The sequence below is a fragment of the Curtobacterium salicis genome (assembly GCF_011759505.1).
Taxonomy (GTDB): domain Bacteria; phylum Actinomycetota; class Actinomycetes; order Actinomycetales; family Microbacteriaceae; genus Curtobacterium; species Curtobacterium salicis.
Genome location: NZ_JAAOYO010000005.1, coordinates 73419 through 95479 on the forward strand (window position 1 = coordinate 73419; position 22061 = coordinate 95479).

At 72.3% G+C, this 22061-nt stretch carries 21 protein-coding genes; 6 read left to right on the forward strand and 15 right to left on the reverse strand.

The annotated features are described in order from the left end of the window. Positions 1-19 precede the first annotated feature (19 nt). The 3 genes from E9228_RS15270 (at position 20) to E9228_RS15280 (ending at position 2923) form a co-directional block, all read left to right on the forward strand. Positions 20-1498 carry a glycosyltransferase family 87 protein gene (locus tag E9228_RS15270; protein WP_166781405.1) on the forward strand — a complete coding sequence of 493 codons (1479 nt, stop codon included), beginning with the start codon at positions 20-22 and terminating at the stop codon, positions 1496-1498. 100 nt (positions 1499-1598) lie between these two features. Then, entirely contained in the window at positions 1599-2678 is a 1080-nt protein-coding gene (gene moaA, locus E9228_RS15275; protein ID WP_166781583.1) for a GTP 3',8-cyclase MoaA, read from the forward strand. Between the two features lie 5 nt (positions 2679-2683). After that, positions 2684-2923: a MoaD/ThiS family protein gene (locus E9228_RS15280; protein ID WP_166781406.1), complete on the forward strand. Its 240-nt coding sequence runs from the start codon at positions 2684-2686 to the stop codon at positions 2921-2923. Positions 2924-2927: 4 nt separating this feature from the next. Here the strand turns inward: E9228_RS15280 and E9228_RS15285 are convergent, their stop codons facing one another. The 5 genes from E9228_RS15285 to E9228_RS15305 form a co-directional block, all read right to left on the reverse strand. Then, positions 2928-4022, reverse strand: a complete 1095-nt coding sequence (locus E9228_RS15285) for an ABC transporter ATP-binding protein (protein ID WP_341849914.1) — start codon at positions 4020-4022, stop codon at positions 2928-2930. Further along, positions 4019-4801 carry an ABC transporter permease gene (locus E9228_RS15290; protein WP_166781407.1) on the reverse strand — a complete coding sequence of 261 codons (783 nt, stop codon included), beginning with the start codon at positions 4799-4801 and terminating at the stop codon, positions 4019-4021. The genes E9228_RS15285 and E9228_RS15290 overlap by 4 nt, the downstream gene beginning before the upstream one ends. 68 nt (positions 4802-4869) lie before the next feature. Beyond that, entirely contained in the window at positions 4870-5661 is a 792-nt protein-coding gene (gene modA / locus E9228_RS15295) for a molybdate ABC transporter substrate-binding protein (protein WP_252728397.1), read from the reverse strand. A gap of 84 nt (positions 5662-5745) precedes the next feature. Next, the gene (locus E9228_RS17450; protein WP_166781409.1) at positions 5746-6840 is read right to left on the reverse strand and encodes a ThiF family adenylyltransferase; all 1095 of its coding nucleotides are present in this window, start codon (positions 6838-6840) and stop codon (positions 5746-5748) included. Continuing rightward, a complete protein-coding gene (locus tag E9228_RS15305; RefSeq protein WP_166781410.1) occupies positions 6837-7247 on the reverse strand; it encodes a TOBE domain-containing protein in 411 nt (136 codons plus the stop codon). Before E9228_RS15305 ends, E9228_RS17450 begins: the two co-directional genes overlap by 4 nt. Before the next feature lie 108 nt (positions 7248-7355). Between E9228_RS15305 and E9228_RS15310 the strand changes: the two genes are divergently transcribed. Further along, positions 7356-9008, forward strand: coding sequence for a glycosyltransferase family 39 protein (locus tag E9228_RS15310; RefSeq protein ID WP_166781411.1), 1653 nt, complete (start codon positions 7356-7358; stop codon positions 9006-9008). Between the two features lie 27 nt (positions 9009-9035). On the opposite strand, the gene E9228_RS15315 is transcribed toward E9228_RS15310, so the two are convergent. The 5 genes from E9228_RS15315 to E9228_RS15335 form a co-directional block, all read right to left on the reverse strand. Beyond that, a complete protein-coding gene (locus E9228_RS15315) occupies positions 9036-9968 on the reverse strand; it encodes a 4-(cytidine 5'-diphospho)-2-C-methyl-D-erythritol kinase (protein ID WP_166781412.1) in 933 nt (310 codons plus the stop codon). A 9-nt stretch (positions 9969-9977) separates the two neighbouring features. Beyond that, positions 9978-11306: an O-acetylhomoserine aminocarboxypropyltransferase/cysteine synthase family protein gene (locus E9228_RS15320; RefSeq protein ID WP_166781413.1), complete on the reverse strand. Its 1329-nt coding sequence runs from the start codon at positions 11304-11306 to the stop codon at positions 9978-9980. Further along, positions 11306-12352, reverse strand: a complete 1047-nt coding sequence (locus E9228_RS15325) for an LLM class flavin-dependent oxidoreductase (protein WP_166781414.1) — start codon at positions 12350-12352, stop codon at positions 11306-11308. Before E9228_RS15325 ends, E9228_RS15320 begins: the two co-directional genes overlap by 1 nt. Positions 12353-12440: 88 nt before the next feature. Next, positions 12441-13469: an ATP-grasp domain-containing protein gene (locus E9228_RS15330; protein ID WP_166781415.1), complete on the reverse strand. Its 1029-nt coding sequence runs from the start codon at positions 13467-13469 to the stop codon at positions 12441-12443. A gap of 72 nt (positions 13470-13541) precedes the next feature. After that, a complete protein-coding gene (locus tag E9228_RS15335; RefSeq protein WP_166781416.1) occupies positions 13542-14396 on the reverse strand; it encodes a helix-turn-helix transcriptional regulator in 855 nt (284 codons plus the stop codon). A gap of 101 nt (positions 14397-14497) precedes the next feature. Here E9228_RS15335 and E9228_RS15340 point away from each other — a divergent pair, with 101 nt between their 5' ends. Beyond that, positions 14498-15238 (forward strand): SDR family oxidoreductase, encoded by a 741-nt coding sequence (locus E9228_RS15340; RefSeq protein ID WP_166781417.1) that lies wholly within the window; start codon positions 14498-14500, stop codon positions 15236-15238. 91 nt (positions 15239-15329) lie between these two features. On the opposite strand, the gene rsmA is transcribed toward E9228_RS15340, so the two are convergent. The 4 genes from rsmA to rsmI form a co-directional block, all read right to left on the reverse strand. After that, complete coding sequence (rsmA, locus tag E9228_RS15345; protein WP_166781418.1) at positions 15330-16190, reverse strand: 16S rRNA (adenine(1518)-N(6)/adenine(1519)-N(6))-dimethyltransferase RsmA; 861 nt, start codon at positions 16188-16190, stop codon at positions 15330-15332. Between the two features lie 2 nt (positions 16191-16192). Further along, positions 16193-17116, reverse strand: coding sequence for a TatD family hydrolase (locus E9228_RS15350; protein ID WP_166781419.1), 924 nt, complete (start codon positions 17114-17116; stop codon positions 16193-16195). Next, positions 17113-18690: a methionine--tRNA ligase gene (gene metG, locus E9228_RS15355; protein WP_166781420.1), complete on the reverse strand. Its 1578-nt coding sequence runs from the start codon at positions 18688-18690 to the stop codon at positions 17113-17115. Before metG ends, E9228_RS15350 begins: the two co-directional genes overlap by 4 nt. A 123-nt stretch (positions 18691-18813) precedes the next feature. Beyond that, positions 18814-19635, reverse strand: a complete 822-nt coding sequence (gene rsmI / locus E9228_RS15360) for a 16S rRNA (cytidine(1402)-2'-O)-methyltransferase (RefSeq protein ID WP_166781421.1) — start codon at positions 19633-19635, stop codon at positions 18814-18816. Positions 19636-19714: 79 nt separating this feature from the next. On the opposite strand from rsmI, the gene E9228_RS15365 reads away from it, so the two are divergent. Then, on the forward strand, positions 19715-21346 hold the full coding sequence (locus tag E9228_RS15365) for a dolichyl-phosphate-mannose--protein mannosyltransferase (protein ID WP_425248385.1): 1632 nt from the start codon (positions 19715-19717) through the stop codon (positions 21344-21346). Between the two features lie 19 nt (positions 21347-21365). Here E9228_RS15365 and E9228_RS15370 read toward each other — a convergent pair whose 3' ends face one another. Beyond that, positions 21366-22025: a TetR family transcriptional regulator gene (locus tag E9228_RS15370; RefSeq protein ID WP_166781423.1), complete on the reverse strand. Its 660-nt coding sequence runs from the start codon at positions 22023-22025 to the stop codon at positions 21366-21368. Positions 22026-22061: the final 36 nt, after the last annotated feature.

Sequence of the window (22061 nt, forward strand, 5' to 3'; positions counted from 1 at the left end):
CCGCTACTGTCGTCGGACCATGAGCGAACGACTGCGTCCGACCCGTCCGGATCTCCGAGCGTTCGTCCCGAGCGCGCGTGTCGCGACCGTGCTCGCCGTCGTCGGCGTGCTGGCGCTCGGCGTCGTCATCGCGGTTGGTGTCACGCATCTGGGGTTCCTCCGGGAGGGTCATCGCTCTCCATTCGTTGCGTGGACCCTCATCGCTTGGACGGTCTTCGCAGGCGCCGTGCTGGCGCTCAGGTTCGTGCCCCCGCACCTGGTGACGCGGATCGTCCTCGGTGGTGCGGTGGTCGTCGGGATCGCGGCCCTGATCGGACCGCCGAACACCAGCACCGACTCCGCACGCTACGCCTGGGACGGCATCGTGCAGCACGCGGGCATCTCGCCGTACCGACACACGCCGCAGTCGGACGTGCTGCAGCACCTCCGCCCGGACTGGTTGTTCCCCGACAAGGTGAACGGCACGTGCGACGACATCAAGCCCCGGTTCCGCGGCCTGGGCGACGGCCGGCTCGGCCACTGCACGGCGATCAACCGACCGGACGTGCCGACGATCTACCCGCCGATGGCCGAGCTGTGGTTCGCGCTCGTCCGGGCGTTCGTCCCCGCCACGGCGCAGTACCTGCCGTTCCAGTTCGCGGGCCTCGTCGTCTCGCTCGGCGTCACGGTCGGCCTGCTCGTCGTCCTCCGCCGCTCGGGCCGTCCGACCTGGTGGGCCGCGCTCTGGGCCTGGTCGCCGCTCGTCGCCGCCGAGGCCGTCACGAACTCGCACGTCGACGTCGTCGGCGCCGCCCTGGCCACCGCCGGCGCCGTGCTCGTCGCGTTCGGCCGCCCGATCTGGGGCGGCATCGCGCTCGGCGCCGCGACCGCGACGAAGCTCATCCCGGCGATCGTGTACCCGGCGCTGCTCGGTCGGTGGCGCAGCTGGTGGGCGATCCCGGTCGGCATCGTCACGTTCGGACTGCTCTACGTCCCCTACGTGCTGACGACCGGCCCGAAGGTGCTCGGCTACCTGCCCGGCTACCTGTCGGAAGAGGGCTACGAGGACGGCTCGCGGTTCGCCCTGGTGGCGAAGGTCGTACCCGGGGACGCCGCGACGCTCGTGGTCGGACTCGTCGTGCTCGTCGCCGCGGTGCTCGCCTGGCGGCTGTCCGACCCGGCGAACCCCTGGTCCGGTCAGGTCTTCATGATCGGCGTGACCTTCCTCGCCGTGACCCCGCGCTACCCCTGGTACGCGCTGCTGCTCATCCCCTTCGTGGTGCTGTCGGGCCGGTGGGAGTGGCTGTCCCTGACGCTCGCGATCGCGCTGCGTGGTGTCTGGCCCTCGGCGGTCGCCTACCGGTGGTGGCTGCTCGCGGCGATCGCGGTCGTGCTCGTCGTCACCCTCGTCCGCACCGACCGCCAGGACTGGCTGCGCTGGCGCGACCGCCTGCGCGGTCGGGACCGGGCGCTGCACGACGGGGTCCACCCGGATCGGAGCGAGGGCACCGTATCCTGAGGCGATGCCGGCCCAGATGCTGCCCTCGACGGGCCAGATGCCACCCTCGACAGGGCTCACGCCCCCGTCGACCGGGCAGCTGCTCCCCTCGTCGGACCTGATGGCCCGGGTCCACCCCGAGGCGCCGGCGCCCGGACCCCTGGACCGCACCGACCTGCCGCCGCGCCCCGCGGGCGACCCCGGCCTGGTCGACCGGTTCGGTCGGTACGCCGTCGACCTCCGCGTGTCCCTGACCGAACGCTGCAACCTCCGCTGCACCTACTGCATGCCGGCCGAGGGGCTGCCGTTCGCGCCCGACGCCGCCCTGATGTCCGCCGACGAGATCGCCCGACTGGTCGGCCTCGGCGCGGAGCAGCTCGGCATCCGCAAGGTCCGCTTCACCGGCGGCGAGCCACTGCTCCGAAAGGACCTGGTCGACGTGATCGCCCGGAGTGCGGCCGCCCACCCCGACCTCGAACTCTCCCTCACCACGAACGCCATCGGGCTCGCACGGCGCGCCGCGGCCCTCCGCGCCGCGGGACTGCACCGGCTGAACGTCTCGCTCGACACCGTCGACCCGGACGTCTTCGCCGAGGTCACCCGTCGGCCGTTCCTCGACCGGGTCCTCGAGGGCATCGCGGCCGCGGCCGACGCCGGCCTCGGCGTGAAGGTCAACGCCGTCCTCATGCGCGGGGTCAACGACCACCTGGCCTCCGAGCTGCTGGCCTGGTGCCTGGAGCGCGGGCACGAGCTGCGCTTCATCGAGCAGATGCCGCTGGACCCGGGTCACGCCTGGGACGCGACGACGATGATCACGGCCGTCCAGATCCGCGAGCTCCTCAGCGTCGACCACGAGCTCACCCCGGACGAGGCCCCGCGGAACGGCGCCCCGGCCGAGCGCTACCGCGTGCGGTCCCGTGCGACCGGACAGGACCTCGGCACGGTCGGCATCATCGCGAGCATCACCGAGTCGTTCTGCGCCGACTGCACCCGCACCCGGCTCACCGCCGACGGCCACGTCCGCAGCTGCCTGTTCTCGGACGACGAGGTCGACCTGCTCGGGCCACTGCGTGCCGGCGCCGACGACGGTGTCGTCCTCGACCGGTGGCGCCGGGCGATGTGGGCGAAGCCGCGGGACCACGGCGACGACAGCGACGGCTTCGTGCACCCCACCCGGGGCATGAGCGCGATCGGAGGATGACGGACATGACCACGCTGCGCTTCTTCGCCGCCGCCCGCGCCGCCGTCGGGCTCGACGAGACGACCGTGACGGCCGACTCCCTCGACGACGCACTCCGCCAGGTGACCGCCACGGACGCCGACCGCTGGGCCGCCCTGCAGGAGCGCTGCTCCTACCTGGTCGACGGCGTGACGACCCGCGACCGGTCGACCTCGCTGGCCGGAGTCGACGTCGTCGACGTCATGCCGCCCTTCGCCGGCGGGTAGACCGTCACCGCTCCCAGACGGTGAGCTCCGCCGGCGCCACCCGGACCCGCACGCGCGTCCCCGCCGTCAATCCGAGCGCCGCGACCGCGGCGAGTGTCAGGTCCGCCGTCAGCTCCCCCGCCCGGACCCGGACCAGTCCGTCACGCGGCTCCAGACCGGTGACCGTCCGCAGCAGTCCGGCGCCGTCGCCGTGCTCGGCGCGGGTGACCACGGCCGCGGTCGGGTGGTACGCGGCCGACACGGCACGGCCGGGAGGCACGCCGTGCGGCCCCGACACCAGCTCGCCCCCGTCGTCGCGCTGGCCTCCCGGGCCGTCCGACTCGAAGCCGTCCAGGACGAGTCCGTCCGACGTCGCCGTGCCGCGCAGGACGACGAGGCCGGAGAACGTCGCCGCGAAGGCACTCCGAGGACGCGCGAGCACGTCGGCGGGACGCCCGGTCTCCACCACGCGGCCGTCCTCGAGCACGACGACGCGGTCCGCGAGGGCCATCACCTCCACCGGGTCGTGCGTGACGAGCAGGCTGGGTCGTCCGGCCACGGCGGTGCGGAGGGCCGCGCGGACCTCCTGCCGTGCCGCGACGTCGAGTGCCGAGGTCGGTTCGTCGAGCAGGACCACCGCCGGGTCGGTCGCCAGGGCCCGGGCGATCGCGACGCGCTGGGCCTGACCACCCGACAGTGTCCCGGGGGCCCGGTCTGCCAGGTCGGCCATACCGACGGCGGCCAGGGCCTGGCGGGCGGTGTGGCGTGCCTCCCGGCCGGAGCGTCCGGCAGCCCGCGGACCGAAGGCGACGTTCGCCAGGACGCTCTGGTGCGGGAACAGGTCCGGGCGCTGCGCGACCAGGCCGATCCGGCGCCGGTGCGCGGGGACGCTGCGGCCCGGGCCGGCGAGCAGTCGACCGGCGGAGCGCACCTCGCCGTCGTCGAGGGCGAGGAGCCCCGCGACGGCGTCGACCACGGTGGACTTGCCGGCTCCGTTCGGGCCGATCACGGCGACGCACTCGGAGGGGCCCACGGTCAGGGCGACGTCGACGTCGCGGTCGTGTCGGACGACGTGCACGACGAGTCCCGCGGCGCCGAGGGGCGTCGGCGGGGCCGTCACGCCGCGGCTCCGCGGGTCCGGACCGAGGCGAGGCCGATCACGAGCACCGCGACGACGACGAGCACGAGGGCGAGGGCCACCGCCGTGTCCGGGTCGATCTCACGCTGCAGGTACACCTCGAGCGGGAGGGTCCGCGTCACACCCTGCAGGCTGCCCGCGAAGGTCAGGGTCGCGCCGAACTCGCCGAGGGCGCGGGCGAAGCACAGGACCAGGCCGGCGCCGATGCCGGGCAGGACCCGCGGGGTCGTGACGGTGAGGAAGGTGCGGGTCGGTCCGGCGCCGAGGGTGGCCGCGACCCGCTCGTACCGGTCCCCTTCGACGCGGAGCGCCCCCTCGATCGAGGACACCAGGAACGGCATCGCGACGAACGTCTGCGCGATGACGACCGCCACCGTGGTGAACGCGATCCGCAGCCCGTGCTCGTCGAGGAACGCGCCGACCACGCCGAGTCGACCGAACGCCGCGAGCAGCGCCAGCCCGCCGACGACCGGCGGCAGGACCAGCGGCAGCAGCACCACCGCCCGGGCCACCCCGGTCCACCGCGAACGCGACCGGGCGAACAGGACCGCCAGGGGGTAGCCGAGGACGAAGGCGATGCCGGTCGCAGCGGTCGCCGTCCCGAGGCTCAGCCCGAGTGCGGTCAACGACGCCGGGGAGGTCACCAGCGCGAGGAAGGACCCCCACCGCACCCGGCCGACCATCGCCAGGACGGGGACGACGACGAACAGGCCGCCGAGCACCGCGGGGACGGGCAACCACCACGGCACCGGGCCGCGCACCGACGCACGGCTGCGCCGGACCCGCGGGTGACGCGGGCTGCCGCCGGGCCGCAGGACGGACACCGGCGTCAGGGCTTGCCGAAGCCGGCGTCGGCGAGGACCCGCTGCCCCGCCGGGGACAGGACGTACGCCGTGAACACCCGGGCGAGCCGCGGGTTCGCTGCGTCGTGCAGGACGCTGATCGGGTAGGTGTTGACCGCGTCGTCCGCCGCCGCGAAGGGCACCCCGTCGACGTCGCCGCTCGCGCCCTGCACGTCGGTGCGGTAGACGACGCCGGCGTCGGCCTGCCCGGACCGCACCTTGCCGAGGACGTCGGTGACGGACTGCTCCTCGCTGACCGGGTGCAGGTCGACGCCGCTCGAGCGCTCCACCGCGGCCGTCGCGGCTCCGCACGGCACCGGGGCGGCGCAGGTCACGAGCTGCACGCCGGAGTCGTCCAGGTCCGCGAGGTCCCGGATGTGGTGCGGGTTGCCGGGGGCGACGGCGATCTCGAGCGTGTTGGTCGCGAAGTCCCGCGGAGACCCGGCGGCGAGCGCGGACCGGCCGAGCTTCGCCGTCGTGGCCTGGTCGGCCGAGGCGATGACGTCGGCGGGTGCCCCGTTCTGGATCTGCGTGACCAGGTCGCTCGACCCCGCGAACGAGAACGTGACGGTGGTGCCGGGGTGCGCCTGCTCGAAGTCGTGCCCGAGGGTGGTGAAGGTCTGCTGGAGCGACGCCGCGGCGAACACCGTGATCGAACCCGAGGCAGTGGCGCTCGACGTCGTGCTCGCGCCGGGGCCGCTCGTCGCCGGGGTACCTGCGCAGCCGGCGAGCGTCAGCGCCAGCAGCGCCCCGGTGGCCACGAGGGTGGTCGTCTGCATCCGCGATCGCATCGAGTGCCTTCCACTTCACCGGGTCGTTCCGCAGGTGCGGACGAGTGGACCGATCCTACCCGCAAGAGCGGACTACAGCAGGACGAGCGGGAGTCCTTCACGCCGCCAGGCGTCGACACCGCCGTCCAGGACCACGACGGCGCGGTCGACGCCGCGCGCCCACGCGTCGGCGCGCGGCCCGCGTGCGCAGGTGACGACGACGTCTCCGTCCGGCAGGACGGCGTCCGCGTGCACGGACCCGGCGATCACGCCGGTGTCCCACTCCTCCGGGGTGCGGACGTCGACGAGGGTCAGGGCATCGGCGGGGTCGGCCAGGCGGGCGGCGAGGGCGGCGGGTGAGATGCGCGGGGCTGCGGCCGCTCCGGCAGCTCCGGCGGCTCCGGCGGCTCCGGCAGTTCCGGCAGTTCCGGCAGTTCCGGCCGGGAGGCTCGTCGGTCGTCGCGACGCCGGCCCACGTCGGATCGGGCTCTCGGTCCACCGCCACCGCCGTGCGTCGACCGTGAGGAGGCGTCCGAACAGCGGGTCACCGAGTCCGGCGACGAGGGCCGTCACCTGCGCGGCCATCACCGACCCGATCGCCCCGCAGAGGGCCGGCAGCACGCCGTCGACGGCGCACGAGCCCTCGTCGGGCAGGACCTCGGGGTGGAGGTCGTGGAAGTCGACGGCGTCGGGCCCGGAGTCGCGGAAGACCGAGACCTGCCCGTCGTAGGAGAGCACGGTCCCCCAGACGAACGGGACGCCGAGCGGGGCGCACGCGTCGGAGACCGCGCGGGTCACGTCCACCGCGTCGGCGGCGTCGACCACGACGTCGTGCCCGGCGACGTGCTCGGGCCGGAACCGCCCGACGACCGCGACGACGTCGAGCTCGGGGTCGACCGCGCGTGCGCGGGCGGCGGCCACCTCGGCTTTCGGGACCCCGATGTCCGCGCTGGTGAAGAGCGTCTGCCGGGCGAGGTTCGAACCGTCCACGACGTCGTCGTCGACGATCGTCAGGCGACCGAGTCCGCTGCCGGCGAGGTACGAGACCACCGGAGCGCCGAGACCACCGGCCCCGACGACCAGGACCCGCGCGCGACCGAGGCGTTCGAGGACGTCCGGCCCGGAGCCGGCGAGCGCGGCCGTCCGCGAACCGAGGCGGCGGCGGGCCGTGCTGACGGGCGTGCTCACGCGTCCTCCTCCGGACCCGGCATCTCGACCGTCACCATCGTGGCCTTGACCGACGCGACGGCGACCGATCCGATCTCGAGTCCCAGGTCACGGACCGCCTCGGAGCTCATGAGCGAGACCACCCGGTGCGGGCCGCACTGCAGCTCGACCTGGGCCATCACGGTGTCGACGACGAGCCCGGTGACGATGCCGACGAAGCGGTTCCGTGCGGAACTCCGGACACCCGAGGGATCGGCGAGCTGGTCACCGCGGGACCGGGCGTACTCGGCGAGCTCACGTCCGTCGACGACCGCCCGTCCGACGGTGTCGGTGGCACGGGTGAAGGTCCCGCCCTCGACGAGACGGCGCACGGTGTCGTCGCTGACCCCGAGGTACGTCGCCGCGTCACGGATCCGGAGCTGCGTCATGACGACGACCTTAACCGGGGAAGACCGACCATCGGCTTGTGGACACTCACCGCTCCGGAGGCCCGTTCACCGGGTTCCCGTCCAGCGGCGCTCGGTACCGTCTCCGGCGTGAGTTCTCCCCGTACCGGCAGCATCGGCGTCCCGCACGCGGTCCGCCACGTGCCGGTGCGCGCCGGTGTCCGTGGTGCCGTCTCGGCCGCCGCGACGACCGCTGTCCGGACCCCGGAGCTCACCATCGGTGCGCTGGGTGTCGTCATCGCCGCCGCGTTCTCGTGGGTCCCGTCCCTCTGGTACGACGAAGCCGCGACCGTCACGAGCGCACAGCGTTCCTGGCCGCAGCTGTGGGCGGAACTCCACACGGTCGACGCCGTGCACGGGCTCTACTACGCGCTCATGCACGCCTGGTTCTGGTTGGTCGGCTACACCCCCTTCACACTGCGGCTCCCGAGCGCGCTGGCGATCGGCGTCGCCGCCGCACTCGTGGTCGCCCTCGGCCGACGGCTGGGCCGCAGGCGGCTCGGCATCACGGCCGGCATCGTCTTCCTGCTCCTGCCCCGCGTGCAGTGGGCCGGCACCGAGGGCCGCCCCTACGCCACCATCACGACGCTCTCGGTCGCCCTGACGCTGGTCGGCATGACCGCGCTGCGTCGCACTCGCCACGGACGTGCGACCGGCTGGTGGATCGCCTACGCCGTGCTCGCCGTCGTGGCCGTGGCGTTCAACGTGTACCTGTCGCTCGCGGTCGTCGCGCACGCCGTCGCACTCGTCTGGACCCTGCTCGCGGAGCGGCACGCCCTCCGGCAGGCCACGGTCTCCCGCGGCGGTCGGACGCCGGGCGCCCCCCTCGTCACCCGTCGCGTCCTCGTCCGGTGGGCCGCCGCTGCGGGCACCGCAGCGGTCGTGGCCGCGCCGTTCGTCCTGGTCGTCTCGTCGCAGGCCAAGCAGGTCGGGTGGATCAAGGGCATCAGCACCAGCACGTTCGGGCAGGTGTTCTCCACCGCCTGGTTCGGTGCTTCCGCCCTGTACGCGGCGCCCGCCTGGGCGCTCATGGTCCTCGGGGTCGTGACGGCCCTGATGCAGGTCCGCCACCGCCTCCCGGCCGCCCGCGCCGTCCTCCGCGCACAGGCGGTCCGTGTGGCGCTCCCCCTCGTCGTCGTCCCGACCACGGTCCTCCTGGTCGCGACCGCGCTCGGTGAGCGGCTGTACTCGCCGAAGTACGCGACGCTCAGCCTGCCCGCCGTCGCCCTCCTCGTGGCGCTCGCCCTGACGATGATCCGACCGAGGGCGGTGCTCGCCGCGGCAGTGGCCGCCCTCGTCGTCGTGTCGGTGCCGACGGCCGTGTCGGTGAAGCAGCCCGAGGCGAAGGCCGAGTCGACGTGGGCACAGGCGGCGTCGATCATCAGCGCCGAGCGTGCCGCGCGTCCGCGGGCGAACGAGGGCGTCGTCTTCGGCAGTGTCTACCGCCACCCCACAGCCACGGCCGAGATCATCAAGGTCTCCTACCCGGAGGCGTTCGCCGGGCTCACCGACCTGGCCGTCGGCACCGACGGATCCGACCAGGGCGTCCTCTGGAACCGGAACGGCGACCTGGCCTCGACGGTCCCCGCACGCCTGGGCGACATCGACACCGTCTGGTACGTCGGCGGGACCTCCCGCACGATCCGACCCGAACTCAAGGCCGTGCTCGCCGAGCGCGGGTTCCGTCCGGTGCACAACTGGCAGACCGGCAAGGTCATCATGACGGAGTTCGTCCGCTCCTGACGGTCGGGGCCCGTCGGTGGCGTGGTGTCAGTGCAGGACGCGGGCGCCGTGCACCGGGCCGTTCGCCCGCAGTGCCACGAACCCGGACGCGCTGAGCGCCACCTGCACCTCGAGCGCGGCGTCACGGTCCGGCACGAGGAACGCCACCGTCGGCCCGCTGCCCGACACCAGGCCGGCCAGGGCACCGGAGCGCTCCCCCAGTTCGAGCGTCTGCGCCAGCGCCGGCTGCAGGCGCATCGCGGGGGCCTGCAGGTCGTTGTGCAGGTTCTCGGCGAGGAGCTCGGCATCGCCGGCACGGAGGGCCTGCAGGACCTGGGCCTCGACGACCGGGGTCCTGGGCGCGGGTGAGATGTCGGCGCGGTAGCGCTCCCGGTGTTCGTCGAGCGCGCGGTACACCGCCGGGGTCGAGAGGCCGGTCTCGCTGAGCGCCAGCACCCAGTGGAACTCGCCCTTCGCCAGCGCCGGACTGAGCTCGTCGCCGCGACCGGTCCCCACGGCCGTGCCACCGGCGAAGGCGAACGGCACGTCGGCGCCGAGTTCGGCCGCCAGACGCAGCAGCTCGTCCCGCCCGAGGCCGGTGCCCCAGAGCGTGTCGACGGCGAGCAGGGTCGCGGCGGCGTCCGCCGAGCCGCCGCCCATGCCGCCAGCGACCGGGACCTGCTTCTCGATCGTCAGGTGCACACCACCCCGGTGCCCCGACGTCCGGGCCACCAGGCGGGCAGCGCGGATCGCCAAGTTCGTGTCGTCCGTGGGCACCGACGAGGTGTCGATCGGACCGGTGAACCGGACCGAGAAGTCGTCGGCGCGCTCGGCCGTCACGTCCTCGTAGAGGGAGACGGCCTGGTACGCCGTGGCGATGTCGTGGTACCCGTCGTCCTGCAGCGCACCGACGGACAGGTGGACGTTGATCTTGCCCGGCGCGCGCGTCCGCACCCGATCCGGAGCGGGCGTCGACGTCATGCCCCCAACCTATCCCCGTCCGGGTCGGGCTCCGGTCGCGTCGGCCGCCGCGGCGAACCCGCGACCGAGGTCCGCGATGACGTCGTCGATGTGCTCCAGGCCGATGGACAGCCGGATGAGCCCCTCGCCCACACCGGCGGCAGCGCGCTCGGTCGGGGTCATCTGCACGTGCGTCGTGGACGCCGGGTGCACGACCAGGGACCGGACGTCACCGATGTTCGAGACGTGGTCGAAGAGCTCCAGTGCGGCGACGAACCGCCGCCCGGCAGCGACCCCGCCGGCCAGGTCGAAGGCCAGGACGCTCGACGGTCCCTTCGGCACGTACCGCTGCTGCAGGTGGTGCCACGGCGAGTTCGGCAGCCCGGCGTAGTGCACGTGCTCGACCTGCTCGTGCGCGTCGAGCCACGACGCCACCGCGGCCGCGTTCGACACGTGCCGGTCCATGCGGAGCGACAGGGTCTGGATGCCCTGCAGCACCAGGAACGCGTTGAACGGGGCGATCGCGGGGCCGAGGTCCGCCGACAGCTTCGACCGGGTGCGCTGGATGAACGCGCGCCGTCCGAACTTCTCGGCGAAGTTCGTGCCCGAGAACCCCGAGTGCTCGGTCGTCGCGAGCTGCGGGTACTTCTCCGGGTACGCGGCCCAGTCGAACGAACCGGCGTCGACGATGAGCCCGGCGATGGCGCTGCCGTGTCCGGCCAGGTACTTCGTCGCCGAGTGCACGACGATGTCCGCGCCGTGTTCGATCGGCCGGACGAGGTACGGCGTGGCGATCGTGTTGTCGACGATGAGCGGCACACCGGCGTCGTGTGCGACCCCGGCCACCCCGGCGAAGTCCAGGACGTCCCCGCGCGGGTTCGGGATCGACTCGCCGAAGAACGCGCGGGTCTCCGGTCGGACCGCGGCGGCCCACTCGTCCAGGTCGGTCGGGTCCTGCACGAAGGTGAACGCGATGCCCAGGTCCCGCAGGGTCGACGCGAAGAGCGTGTAGGTCGCGCCGTACAGCGACGCGCTCGAGACGATGTGGTCCCCGGCGCGGGCGAGGCCCAGCACCGCCAACGACGTCGCCGCCTGCCCGGACGCCAGTGCAAGCGCGGCCACTCCGCCCTCGAGGTCGGCGATCCGACGCTCGAGTGCGGCTGCGGACGGGTTGTTCACCCGCGAGTAGGTGTGCCCCGGCGCGTTCAGCAGGAAGCGGTCGGCGGCGTCCTCCCCCGACGGGTAGACGAACGCCGCAGTCTGGGCGATGGGCGGCACGTTCCCGCCGAAGCCCGGGTCGGCCTTGAAGCCCGCCCGGATCTGCCGGGTCTCGAACGCCCAGTCGTCCTCGGCGGCCATCAGGAGGTCGCCTCTGCGGGCACCGACGCGCGGACCAGCGGGATGACCTGCTCGCCGAAGCGCTCCATCTCCTCCAGCTGCGGCGAGAACTGCAGCAGCAGCGTGTCGACGCCCGCCTCCTCGTACTCGCGGATCCGCGCGGCGACCTGCTCCGGCGTGCCGACGAACTGCGGCCGCAGCCCCCGGTTCGACACCGAGTAGTCCTCGAGCGAGGGCACGTGCTCGAGCTGCGACTTCGAGATGAAGTCCTGGTACGACTCGTACGCATTCCCGTGCTGGACGTCGGTGATGCGGGCCAGCTCGGCTTGTGCTTCCGCTTCGGTCTCGCGGACGATGGCGTACGCGGCCATGCCGAACGCCTCGAACGGCGGCAGGCCGGCGTCGACGCGGCGCTGCTTCATCTCGTCGATCTTCGCGCGGAGCTCCTCGACCGTGCCGCCGTGCGTGACGTAGGCATCGGCGTACCCGGTGATCGCGGTCTTACCGGCCTCGCTCTCACCACCGGCGTAGATGCGGGGGGTGACGCGCGGCTTCGGCTCGAGGTGCGTGTTCTCGATGTCGTAGTACTCGCCGTGGAACGAGTACGGCGTCTCGCGCCACAGCCCCTTCATGACCTCGACGAACTCGGCGGTGCGCTTGTACCGGTCGTCGTGCTCCGAGAAGATGCCGCCGTACTGACGGGCCTCCTCCGCCCACCACGCGCTCACCACGTTGAAGGTGAAACGGCCGCCGGAGATGTCGTCGATCGTCGCCGCCTGCTTCGCCGTCACGGCCGGCAGGTGGTAGCCCGGCCGCATCGCCGCCATGATCTCGAGGCGCTCGGTGGTCGCCGCGATGGCCGCAGCGAGCGCCCACGCCTCCAGGCTGGGAGCCGCCACGCCCTTGATGTCGTTGAGGTTGAGCTCCGGCACGAGCGTCAGGTCGAACCCGATCCGCTCGGCGCGCTGCGCCAGCCGCTTGACGTAGTCGAAGGTGACCGGCATCTGCTCGTCATCGACGTTGCGCAGCCAGCCGCCGAAGAGCGGGGTCCAGTATCCGAATCGCACGGTGGTGGTTCCTCAGGTGGTGAGCGGGGACGGACGGGAGGCTCGGTGCCGGTGGCGAGCCGGGCCTCCCGTCCGGTGGGTGGTCAGGTCAGGCGTGCGCCGCTGCGCCCGCTGGTGCGGTCGCGGCCGTGCCAGTTGCGTACGTGGCGTCCAGGAGGCCACCGAGGTACCGGGCGATGGAGCGCGGGCCGGAGGCCGGCGCCGCGTCCTCGACGGCGGGGTTGTAGTTCGTGTTCGTGTTGATGTCGTAGACGACCGTGCGGCCGTCGGTCGTCTCCATGAACTCGACGCCCGCGATCGTGACGTGCTGGTCGGCCAGGAACGTGCGGAGCTGCTGCACGAGCGGGTGGGCGGCCGTGACCTCGGTGCGGACACTGAAGGCCGGCGGGGCACCCGCGGTCTCGGTGCCCGGGACGTCGCAGACCGCTCCGGCGATCGTTTGCGGCACCTCGCACGCGTCGGCGGGGCAGAGCTCGAAGCTGCCGGCACTGGTGTCGACGCGGACTGCGTAGACGAACTCGCCGCCGACGAACTCGAGGCGGGTGATGAAGGGCTCGCGGGCCGTCAGGAACTCCTGCAGCAGGGTGATGCCGTCGACGGGGGCCTCGAACTCGGGGCTGTCGACGTAGGCGTCGAACTCGGCGAGCGAGTCGAACCGACGGACGCCGAGGCCCTTGCCGCCCTGGTTGTGCTTCGTGATGAAGGGGACGTCCTGGCCATCGGTGAAGTTCCGGGCGGCCTGCTGCAGCGTCGTCGTGCCGAACACGGCCGTGGTGCGCGGGACGTCGAAGCCGGCCTGCTGCAGGAGCCCGTGCTGGGCGACCTTCGAGACCTCGAGTTCGAGCACGTGGCTGCCGCCGACGACCTGACGGTCGGCACGTTCGAGCCAGCCGAGCACCGCGCGGGTGTACTCCTTGCTGTGCTCGTGCCCGCGGGTGTGGGAGCTCGCCGACATGCGGCTCCAGTAGACGCCGGGTTCGGGCTCGGCGGCGAGGTCGATCTGCCCCTCGGTCAGGAGGATCTCCTCGACCGGGACGCCTTCGGCCTGGAAGGCGGCGGCGAGCGGCGGGAACCACTCGGGGTTCTCGTGGATGACGTACACGCGCGGAGTGCTCACCGCCCCACCCTAGGCACGGCGCCATCGCAGCTGCCAGGTGTGTGACGTGGTGTTGCACGGCGTACCGGGGCCTCAGTGCTCGCTGACGGCGCCGAAGGTCTGCTGGCCGAGGACGCCGAGGAGCTCGAGCTTCTGCGCGTCCTCGCTGCCCGGAGGAGCCGTGAACAGCAGGAGCGCCTGCGCCTGGTCGTCCGTGTGCAGCACCTGGCAGTCGACGGTGATCCGGCCGAGCTCGGGCTGCACGATCGTCTTGTTGTCCGACCAGCGGCTCGCCACCTCGTGCAGTGCCCACAGCTCAGCGAACTCGGGGCTCCGCCGCTCGAGCTCCGCGACGAGTTCGGTTGCCCGGCGGTCTCCGGGTCCGGCCAGGCCCACGGCGGCGCGGAGTGACGCCACGACGACCCGTCCCAGATGCTCGTGCTGCTCCGGGGCGTACTTCGTCAGCTCGGTGCCGCTGACGAACCAGCGCCACGCCTGGTAGCGCTCGTTGCCGGACAGTCCGACCGAGGCGCCGAGGAGCGCCGCCGCCATCGGGTTCTCGACGAGCGTCTCCCCCAGGTGGTTCACGACGATCGCCGGGGTGTCCGCCAGCCGGTCGAGGACTCGGAGGATCGCGGGGTCGACGTGGTCGGCGCGGTGCATGCGGACGGGGGCGTTCTGCCCGGTCAGGTGGAACAGGTGGTCCCGCTCGTCGAGTGAGCAGCGGAGCGCACGGGCGATCGCCGCGACCATCTGCTCCGACGGCTGGGGCCCGCGCTGCTGTTCCAACCGCGTGTAGTAGTCGACGGACATGCCGGCGAGGGCCGCCACCTCTTCCCGCCGGAGTCCCGGGGTGCGCCGCCGGGCACCAGCTCCGATCCCGACGTCCTCCGGCCGGAGCAGCTCACGACGTCGGCGGAGGAAGTCGGCGAGGGCAGCACGGTCCATGTGCCCAGTCTGCGGTGTCGACGCAACCGGTGCCAGGGACCGGCGGTCCCCCGATGACGGCGCTCTGGTTGCCCCGACCCGCACCGCGCATCGTGGTGGACATGGACATCACGAACAGCACCGTCTTCATCCCCGGCGCGACCTCGGGCATCGGCCTGGCCCTCGCGCTCCGCCTCCAGCAGGCCGGCAGCACCGTCGTCGTCGGCGGCCGTCGCCAGGCCCTCCTGGACTCCATCGCCGCCGAGCACGGACTCGACACCGTGCAGGTCGACGTCGCCGACGCGGAGTCGATCCGACAGGCCGCCGAGACCGTCCTCGCCGCCCACCCCTCGCTCGACACCCTGGTGACGATGTCGGGCATCATGCGGAACGAGGACCTCCGCGACCCGGCGCACATCACGGACGCCGTCGAGATCGTCGAGACGAACCTGGTCGGCACGATCCGGCTGATCGACGCGTTCCTGCCGCACCTGCTCGGCCGCCCGAACGCGACGGTCATGACGGTGTCGTCGGGTCTGGCGTTCGTGCCACTGACCGCGACCCCGACCTACAGCGCGACCAAGGCCGGCGTGCACGCGTACACGCAGGCGCTCCGGCAGCAGCTCGTCGGCTCCTCGGTCGAGGTGCTCGAGCTCGCGCCGCCCGCCGTCGCCACCGACCTGATGGGCGGCCAGGACTTCGGCGGGATGCCGCTCGACGCGTTCATCGACGAGGTCGTCGGCCTGATCGAGTCCGGTGCGGCTCCGGAGATCCTGGTGGAGAACGTCCAGCCGCTGCGCTGGGCCGAGCGCAACGGCAACCACCAGCAGATCCTCGAGATGATGGCGGGACGCGAGCACTGATCACAGGTGCGGACGTCCGGGCGAGCTCGGTCGGGCGAGCTCGGTCTGCGCGCTCGGCCTCGGTGGGGCGGGCTCAGTCGGGCGGGCTCGGTCAGTCGCTCGTGCCGGCTGCCGCGAGGACGGTCCGGCCGAGACGCACGAAGTCGTCGACGCCGAGTTCCTCGCCGCGGGCCGTCGGCGCGATCCCGGCGGCTTCGAGGATCTCCGACGCACGGGCGCTGCCACCCAGGACACCGGAGAGCGCCTGTCGGAGCATCTTCCGGCGCTGCTGGAACGCCGCGTCGACAAGGGTGAACACCCGTGAGCGCAGCTGCTCGTCGCCCGGGGGCTCGTGCCGGTCGAACCCGACCAGGACGCTGTCGACGTTCGGCACCGGCCAGAACACCTGCCGGCTGACCTGCCCGGCGATGCGCCACGACCCGTACCAGGCGGCCTTGACGCTCGGTGAGCCGTAGACCTTGCTGCCCGGGTCGGCGGCCAGGCGGTACCCGACCTCGGCCTGCACCATGACGAGCGACCGGACCAGGGAGGGGAAGGTCGCGAGCAGGTGCAGCAGCACCGGCACGGACACGTTGTAGGGCAGGTTCGCGACGAGGTGCGTCGGTGCGACGGGCAGGTCCTCGGCGGACACCTGCATCGCGTCCTGGTGGACGACGGTCAGGCGAGCGTCGGGCTGCATCGCGGAAACGGTCGTCGGCAGGTGGGCCGCGAGCCGGGCGTCGATCTCGACGGCGGTGACGGCAGCGCCGGTCTCGGTGAGTCCGAGGGTCAACGACCCGAGCCCAGGTCCGACCTCGAGGACCGCCGACTCGGGCGTGACGCCCGCGATCGAGACGATGCGCCGCACGGTGTTGGCGTCGTGGACGAAGTTCTGACCGAGCTTCTTGGTGGGGGTGACGTCGAGCGTCGCCGCGAGTTCCCGGATCTCCGCCGGGCCGAGCAGTGCGCCCACGGCTACTGCACCACCGTGACGGGCTCGGCGTCCCACGCGCCGTAGACGAGTTCGGTGTTCGAGGTGATCTGCGCGGCGAGCATCGAGGCGTCGGTCCCCAGCGTCTCGGCCATCGACCGGAGCGTGTGCGGGATCAGGTACGGAGCGTTCGGCCGACCGCGGAACGGCGTCGGGGTGAGGAACGGTGCGTCTGTCTCGATCATGATCAGGTGGCGCGGTGCCACGTGCAGGGCGTCACGCAGGTTCTGCGCGTTCTTGAACGTCACGGTGCCGGCGAACGACATGTACCACCCGCGCTCGGCACACAGGCGCGCGAGCTCGGGGCCGCCCGAGAAACAGTGGAAGACCGTGCGCTCGGGGGCCCCGACGCGCTCGAGGACCTCGACCACGGCGTCGTGGGCATCCCGGTCGTGGATCGTCAGCGCGAGGTCGTGGTCCTTCGCGATGCGGATGTGCTCCTCGAAGGAGCGGATCTGCGCCGCCCGGCCGTCGTCCCCCGTGCGGAAGAAGTCGAGCCCGGTCTCCCCGATCGCTCGGACGCGGGGCAGGGCCGCGAGCTCGGCGATGCCGGCCAGGTGCTCGTCGAGCAGCCCCTGTTCGTCGAGGACCGGGGCTTCGTTCGGGTGCAGGGCCACCGCGGCGAGGACCCGGGGCTCTCGTGCGGCGATCGACGCCGACCACTGCGAGGTGGCGAGGTCCGTGCCGACCTGGACGACCCCACGGACGCCGACGCTCGAGGCGCGATCGAGGTGCTCGCGGTAGTCGAGCGGACCGTCGCCGCCGTCCCCGACCCCGTCGGCGATCTCCATGTGCGTGTGGTTGTCGTACACCGGCACGGTGAGGGCCTGCGGCAGCGGCGGGTACGTCAGGTCCCGCTTCTGCCCACCGCCGTCGCCACCGCGTGCGCGGACGTGCGCGTCGGTCACGCGGCGCCCTGCTCCGGCTGCTCGATGCGCGGGAAGAGCCCGGCCGCGAGGGGCGTCACCGTCTCGGAGCCCTGCCACTCCCAGGCACGGTCGATGCGCTGCTCGGCGATGGTCCCACCGGCGCCGATCGAAGCCCAGAGCTTCTCGGTCGCCTTCGGCATCACCGGGGACACGAGCACGGCCACCGTGCCGAGGCCCCGGAGCGCGGTGACGAGCACGGTGGCGAGACGCTCACGCTGGGCGACGTCCTTCGCCAGGGCCCAGGGCTCCTGCTCGGTGATGTAGCCGTTCAGAGCGTCGACGAGTTCCCAGACGGTGCTGATGGCGTCGTGCGGGGCGAACGCGGCGATCGACGCGTCGGCGCGCTCGGTGACGGCCTGCGCGAGGGCGTCGACGGCTGCGTCCGACTCGGTGAGCTCGCCGCGCTCGGGGACCGCACCGTCGAAGTACCGGTTCAGCATCGCGACGATGCGGGAGGCCAGGTTGCCGAACCCGTTCGCCAGCTCGGCCTGGTAGCGCGCCGAGATGTCCTCCCAGCTGAAGTTGCCGTCCTGCCCGAAGGTGATCGCGCGGAGGAAGTAGTAGCGGAAGGCGTCGGACCCGAACGTGTCGGTGATCTCGCTCGGGGCGATGCCGGTCAGCTTGGACTTCGACATCTTCTCGCCGCCGACGAGCAGCCAGCCGTGGCCGAAGACGCGCTCCGGGACGGGCAGTCCGGCGGCCATGAGCATCGCCGGCCAGATGACGGCGTGGAAGCGGGCGATGTCCTTGCCCACGATGTGCACGCTCGGCCAGAGGCGCTGGAAGGCCTCGTCGTCCTCGGTGCCGTACCCGAGGGCGGTGATGTAGTTCAGCAGCGCGTCGAACCAGACGTACAGCACGTGGTCGGAGTCCCACGGGATCTGGATGCCCCAGTCGAAGCTCGACCGCGAGATGGAGAGGTCGCGCAGGCCCTGCTTGACGAAGGAGACGATCTCGTTGCGAACGCTCTCCGGCTGGATGAACTGCGGGTTCGACTCGTACAGGTCCAGCAGGCGCTGTTCGAAGTCGGACATCCGGAAGAAGTAGTTGCGCTCGGCCAGGACCTCCACCGGGATGGAGTGGATCGCACAGACCTGCTGGCCCTCGTACGGACCGGTTCCGGGGACCAGGTCGCTCGGCTGCTTGTACTCCTCGCAGCCGACGCAGTAGAAGCCCTCGAACTCGCCGGCGTAGATGTAGCCGTCGTCGTACAGCTTCTGCAGGAACGCCGTCACGCCGCGCTCGTGGCGTTCGTCGGTCGTCCGGATGAAGTCGTCGTTCGCGACGTCGACGGTGTCGAGGAGCGGCTTCCACGCGTCGGTGACCAGACGGTCGGCCCACTCCTTGGGGGTGACGTCGTTCGCCGAGGCGGTGCGCAGGATCTTCTGCCCGTGCTCGTCGGTGCCCGTGAGCAGCCAGGTGTCGTCGCCGCGCTGGCGGTGCCAGCGCGCGAGGACGTCCGCGGCGACCTCCGTGTACGCGTGCCCGATGTGGGGCACGTCGTTGACGTAGAAGATCGGCGTGGTGATCGAGAACGAGCTGCCGTCGGCCATGCGGACCATCCTAGAGGCGCGTCCGTACCCCGTGACGCGCGGTCACCCGGCCTGTGGAGAACCGGACGGGAGGCCCGTGGCGGCGCCGACACGGGCCTCCCGTCCGACAGGTGTCGGGTCCGGTCAGCGCGCGGCGAGCGCTCCTTCGTAGAGGTCGCGCTTGGACAGACCGGTCGCGTCGGCGACCGCGGCGGCGGCCTCTTTCATGCGTGCACCGGCGGCCACACGTTCCAGGACCAGGCGGACCCCGTCCTCGATGGTGGCGTCGTCACCCGACCCGGTCGAGCCCGCGACGACGACGCAGATCTCACCCCGGACCCCGTCGGCCGCCCATTCCGTGAGCTCCGCGAGGGTGCCCCGACGGATCTCCTCGTGCATCTTGGTGAGCTCCCGGCAGACCGCGGCGCGCCGATCGGCTCCGAACCCGGCGGCCATGTCGCCGAGCGTGTCGGCGATCCGGTGCGGCGACTCGAAGAAGACCATGGTCCGCTGCTCCCCCGCCAGGGCAGCGAAGACGCGTCGACGTTCTCCCCCCTTGCGGGTCGGGAAGCCCTCGAACGTGAACCGGTCCGTCGGCAGCCCGGACAGCGCGAGGGCCGTGAGGACCGCGCTCGGGCCGGGGATCGCCGTGACGGTGACGCCCGCGGCGGCCGCCGCCTCGACCAGCGGGAAACCGGGGTCGCTGATGGCGGGCATGCCCGCGTCGGTGAGCACGACGACGTCGTCCTCCCGCGCGAGTTCGACGACCTCGGCCGCACGCTCCCGCTCGTTGTGCTCGTGCAGCGCGATGAGCCGGGGTCGGTTCTCGATGCCGAGCGCGCGCATCAGGTGGATCGCGGTCCGGGTGTCCTCGGCGGCCACCACGGAGGCGTTCGACAGCGTCTCCACGAGTCGACGGGAGGCATCACCGAGGTTGCCGATGGGGGTTGCTGCGAGGACGATCACGACCCCATTGTCGTCGCCCGGCCCGTGACCTGGGGACGGCGCGGGCCAGCGGCGAGCTCGCGTCCGTAGGATGCTGCGGGTGACCACGGACCTGGCCGACCTGCAGAAGACCGTGCCGGACGTCCCGCGTGGCTCGCGGCTCGACGACTGGTGGGGCCGCGTGCTGTCCGTCAGCTGGCGGGTCGCCGCCTGGCGCTGGGGTGGGCCGATCGCGGTCACCGTGCTCGCAGCCCTGCTCCGGCTGGTCGACCTCGGCCGGCCGCACACGCTCGTGTTCGACGAGACCTACTACGTCAAGGACAGTTGGTCCCTGGTGCACCTCGGGTACGAGGGCACGTGGCCGGCGAACCCGACCGGCGACGGCGCGACGACGACGGACGACCGCTTCGCCGACGGGCAGACGGACCTGTACTCGCGCGCCGCGGAGTTCATCGCGCACCCACCGCTCGGCAAGTACCTCATCGGCCTCGGCATGCTGCTCTTCGGGCCGGACAACGCCTTCGGGTGGCGGTTCACCGTCGCGGTGCTCGGCATCGCGACCGTGTTCCTCACCGCCGTGATCGCACGCTCCCTGTTCCGGTCGACGTTCATCGGCACGCTGGCGGGAGGCTTCCTGGCGGTCGACGGGCAGGCGATCGTGATGTCGCGGGTGTCCTTGCTCGACGGCATCGTCACGTTCTTCGTCGTGCTCGGGTTCGGCGCACTCGTGCTCGACCGCCGGTGGTCCGCCCGACAACTCGACCGGTGGATCGACCGGAAGGCTGCGGCCGGCCGCCCGACACTCTGGGGTCCGGTGCTGTGGTGGCGACCGTGGCTCGTCGCGATGGGCTTCGCGCTCGGCCTGGCGACCGCGACGAAGTGGACCGGGCTGTACTTCCTGGCGTTCTTCGCCGTGTACTCGGTGGTGAGCGACATGCTGCTCCGCCGTCGGGCCGGCGTGGCGTTCTGGTCGTCCAGCGCCGCGCTGCAGCAGGCCCCCGTGACCTTCCTGCTCACGGTGCCGATCGCCGCCGTCACCTACGTGGCGTCGTGGGCGGGCTGGTTCCTGACGCGCGGCGGCTGGGACCGGGACTGGATCGGGACGGGCGGCCAGCGCTGGACCGGGGTGCTCGCCTGGGTACCGGACAGCCTGCAGAACTGGTGGCACTACCAGACCGAGATCTACGGCTTCAACATCGGCCTGCACACGCCGCACTCGTACCAGGCGAACCCGCTGCTCTGGCTCCTCATGCAGCGGCCCACCTCGATGTACTACGTCGGTACGAACGCGGGCCAGGACGGCTGCGCGGCCGACCGATGCGGAGCGGCCATCACCGGGATCGCGAACCCGTTCGTCTGGTACGCCTCGGTGATCGCGGCCGTCGTGCTGCTGGTGCTGCTCGTCACCCGGCGGCGGTGGGAGTACGGCATCGTGCTGATGGGCATCGCCGCGGGGTACCTGCCCTGGCTGGTGTACCTCAACCGGACGGTCTTCCAGTTCTACACGATCGCCTTCGAGCCCTTCCTCGTGATGGCGTTGGCGGCGGTGATCGGGCACCTGATCGGCTCGCGGGACGACCCTCGGCAACGACGGACCCGGGCGCTGATCTGGCTCTGCGTCTACCTGGTCGTCGTGGTGCTCGCGTCGGCGTACTGGTACCCGCTGTGGTCGGCGATCCAGGCGCCGTGGGACTTCATCCGGTCCCACTACTGGCTGCCCAGCTGGCTGTGACGGTCAGCCCTCGGGCCCGTCAGGACTGGGCGTGGAGTGCGCGCTCGATGGTCTCGCGGTCCAGGGGGGCGCCGAGCATGCCGTCCGGGTCGACCGGCGGCAGGACGCCGTCGATGACGACCTTCGCGTAGCGGCGCCAGGCGTCCGGGTCGTGGGCGCGGGTGGCGTCGGCGACGGCACCGATCATCGTGGTGAGCATCGGCAGGTCGCGGTAGTCGAAGCCGACCCGGACGACGCCGGCGTCCCGAGCGCGGCCGATGATCGCGGTGACCTGCCGTTCGAGACGGTCGCGCTCGTGCACGATCGACGGTCTGGCCTTGCCGGCTCGCACGATCGCGTCGGCGAGGGCACGGTCCCTCGCCCGGAACTCGAACACGCCCATCAGGTACAGCCGCAGCGACTCGCGGGGGTCGATCTCCGCCGCAGCACGTTCGGCGGCGGCGTTCATCGCGTCAAACTTCGTCGCGAGCAGCGCCTCGATCAGGGAGTCCTTGTCGGCGAACCGACGGTAGACCGTGCCGACGCCGACGCCGGCTTCGTGGGCGATGTCGTTGAGCGTGACCGACAGCCCCCGCTCGGCGAAGCACTTGCGTGCGGTCTGCAGGATCAGCTCGCGGTTGCGTGCCGCGTCGGCGCGGAGAGGCCGTTCGAGGTCGGCGTGCTGATCGGTGGTGCTCACGTGACGACCGTAGTTGAACTTTCTGGGAACAAGCGG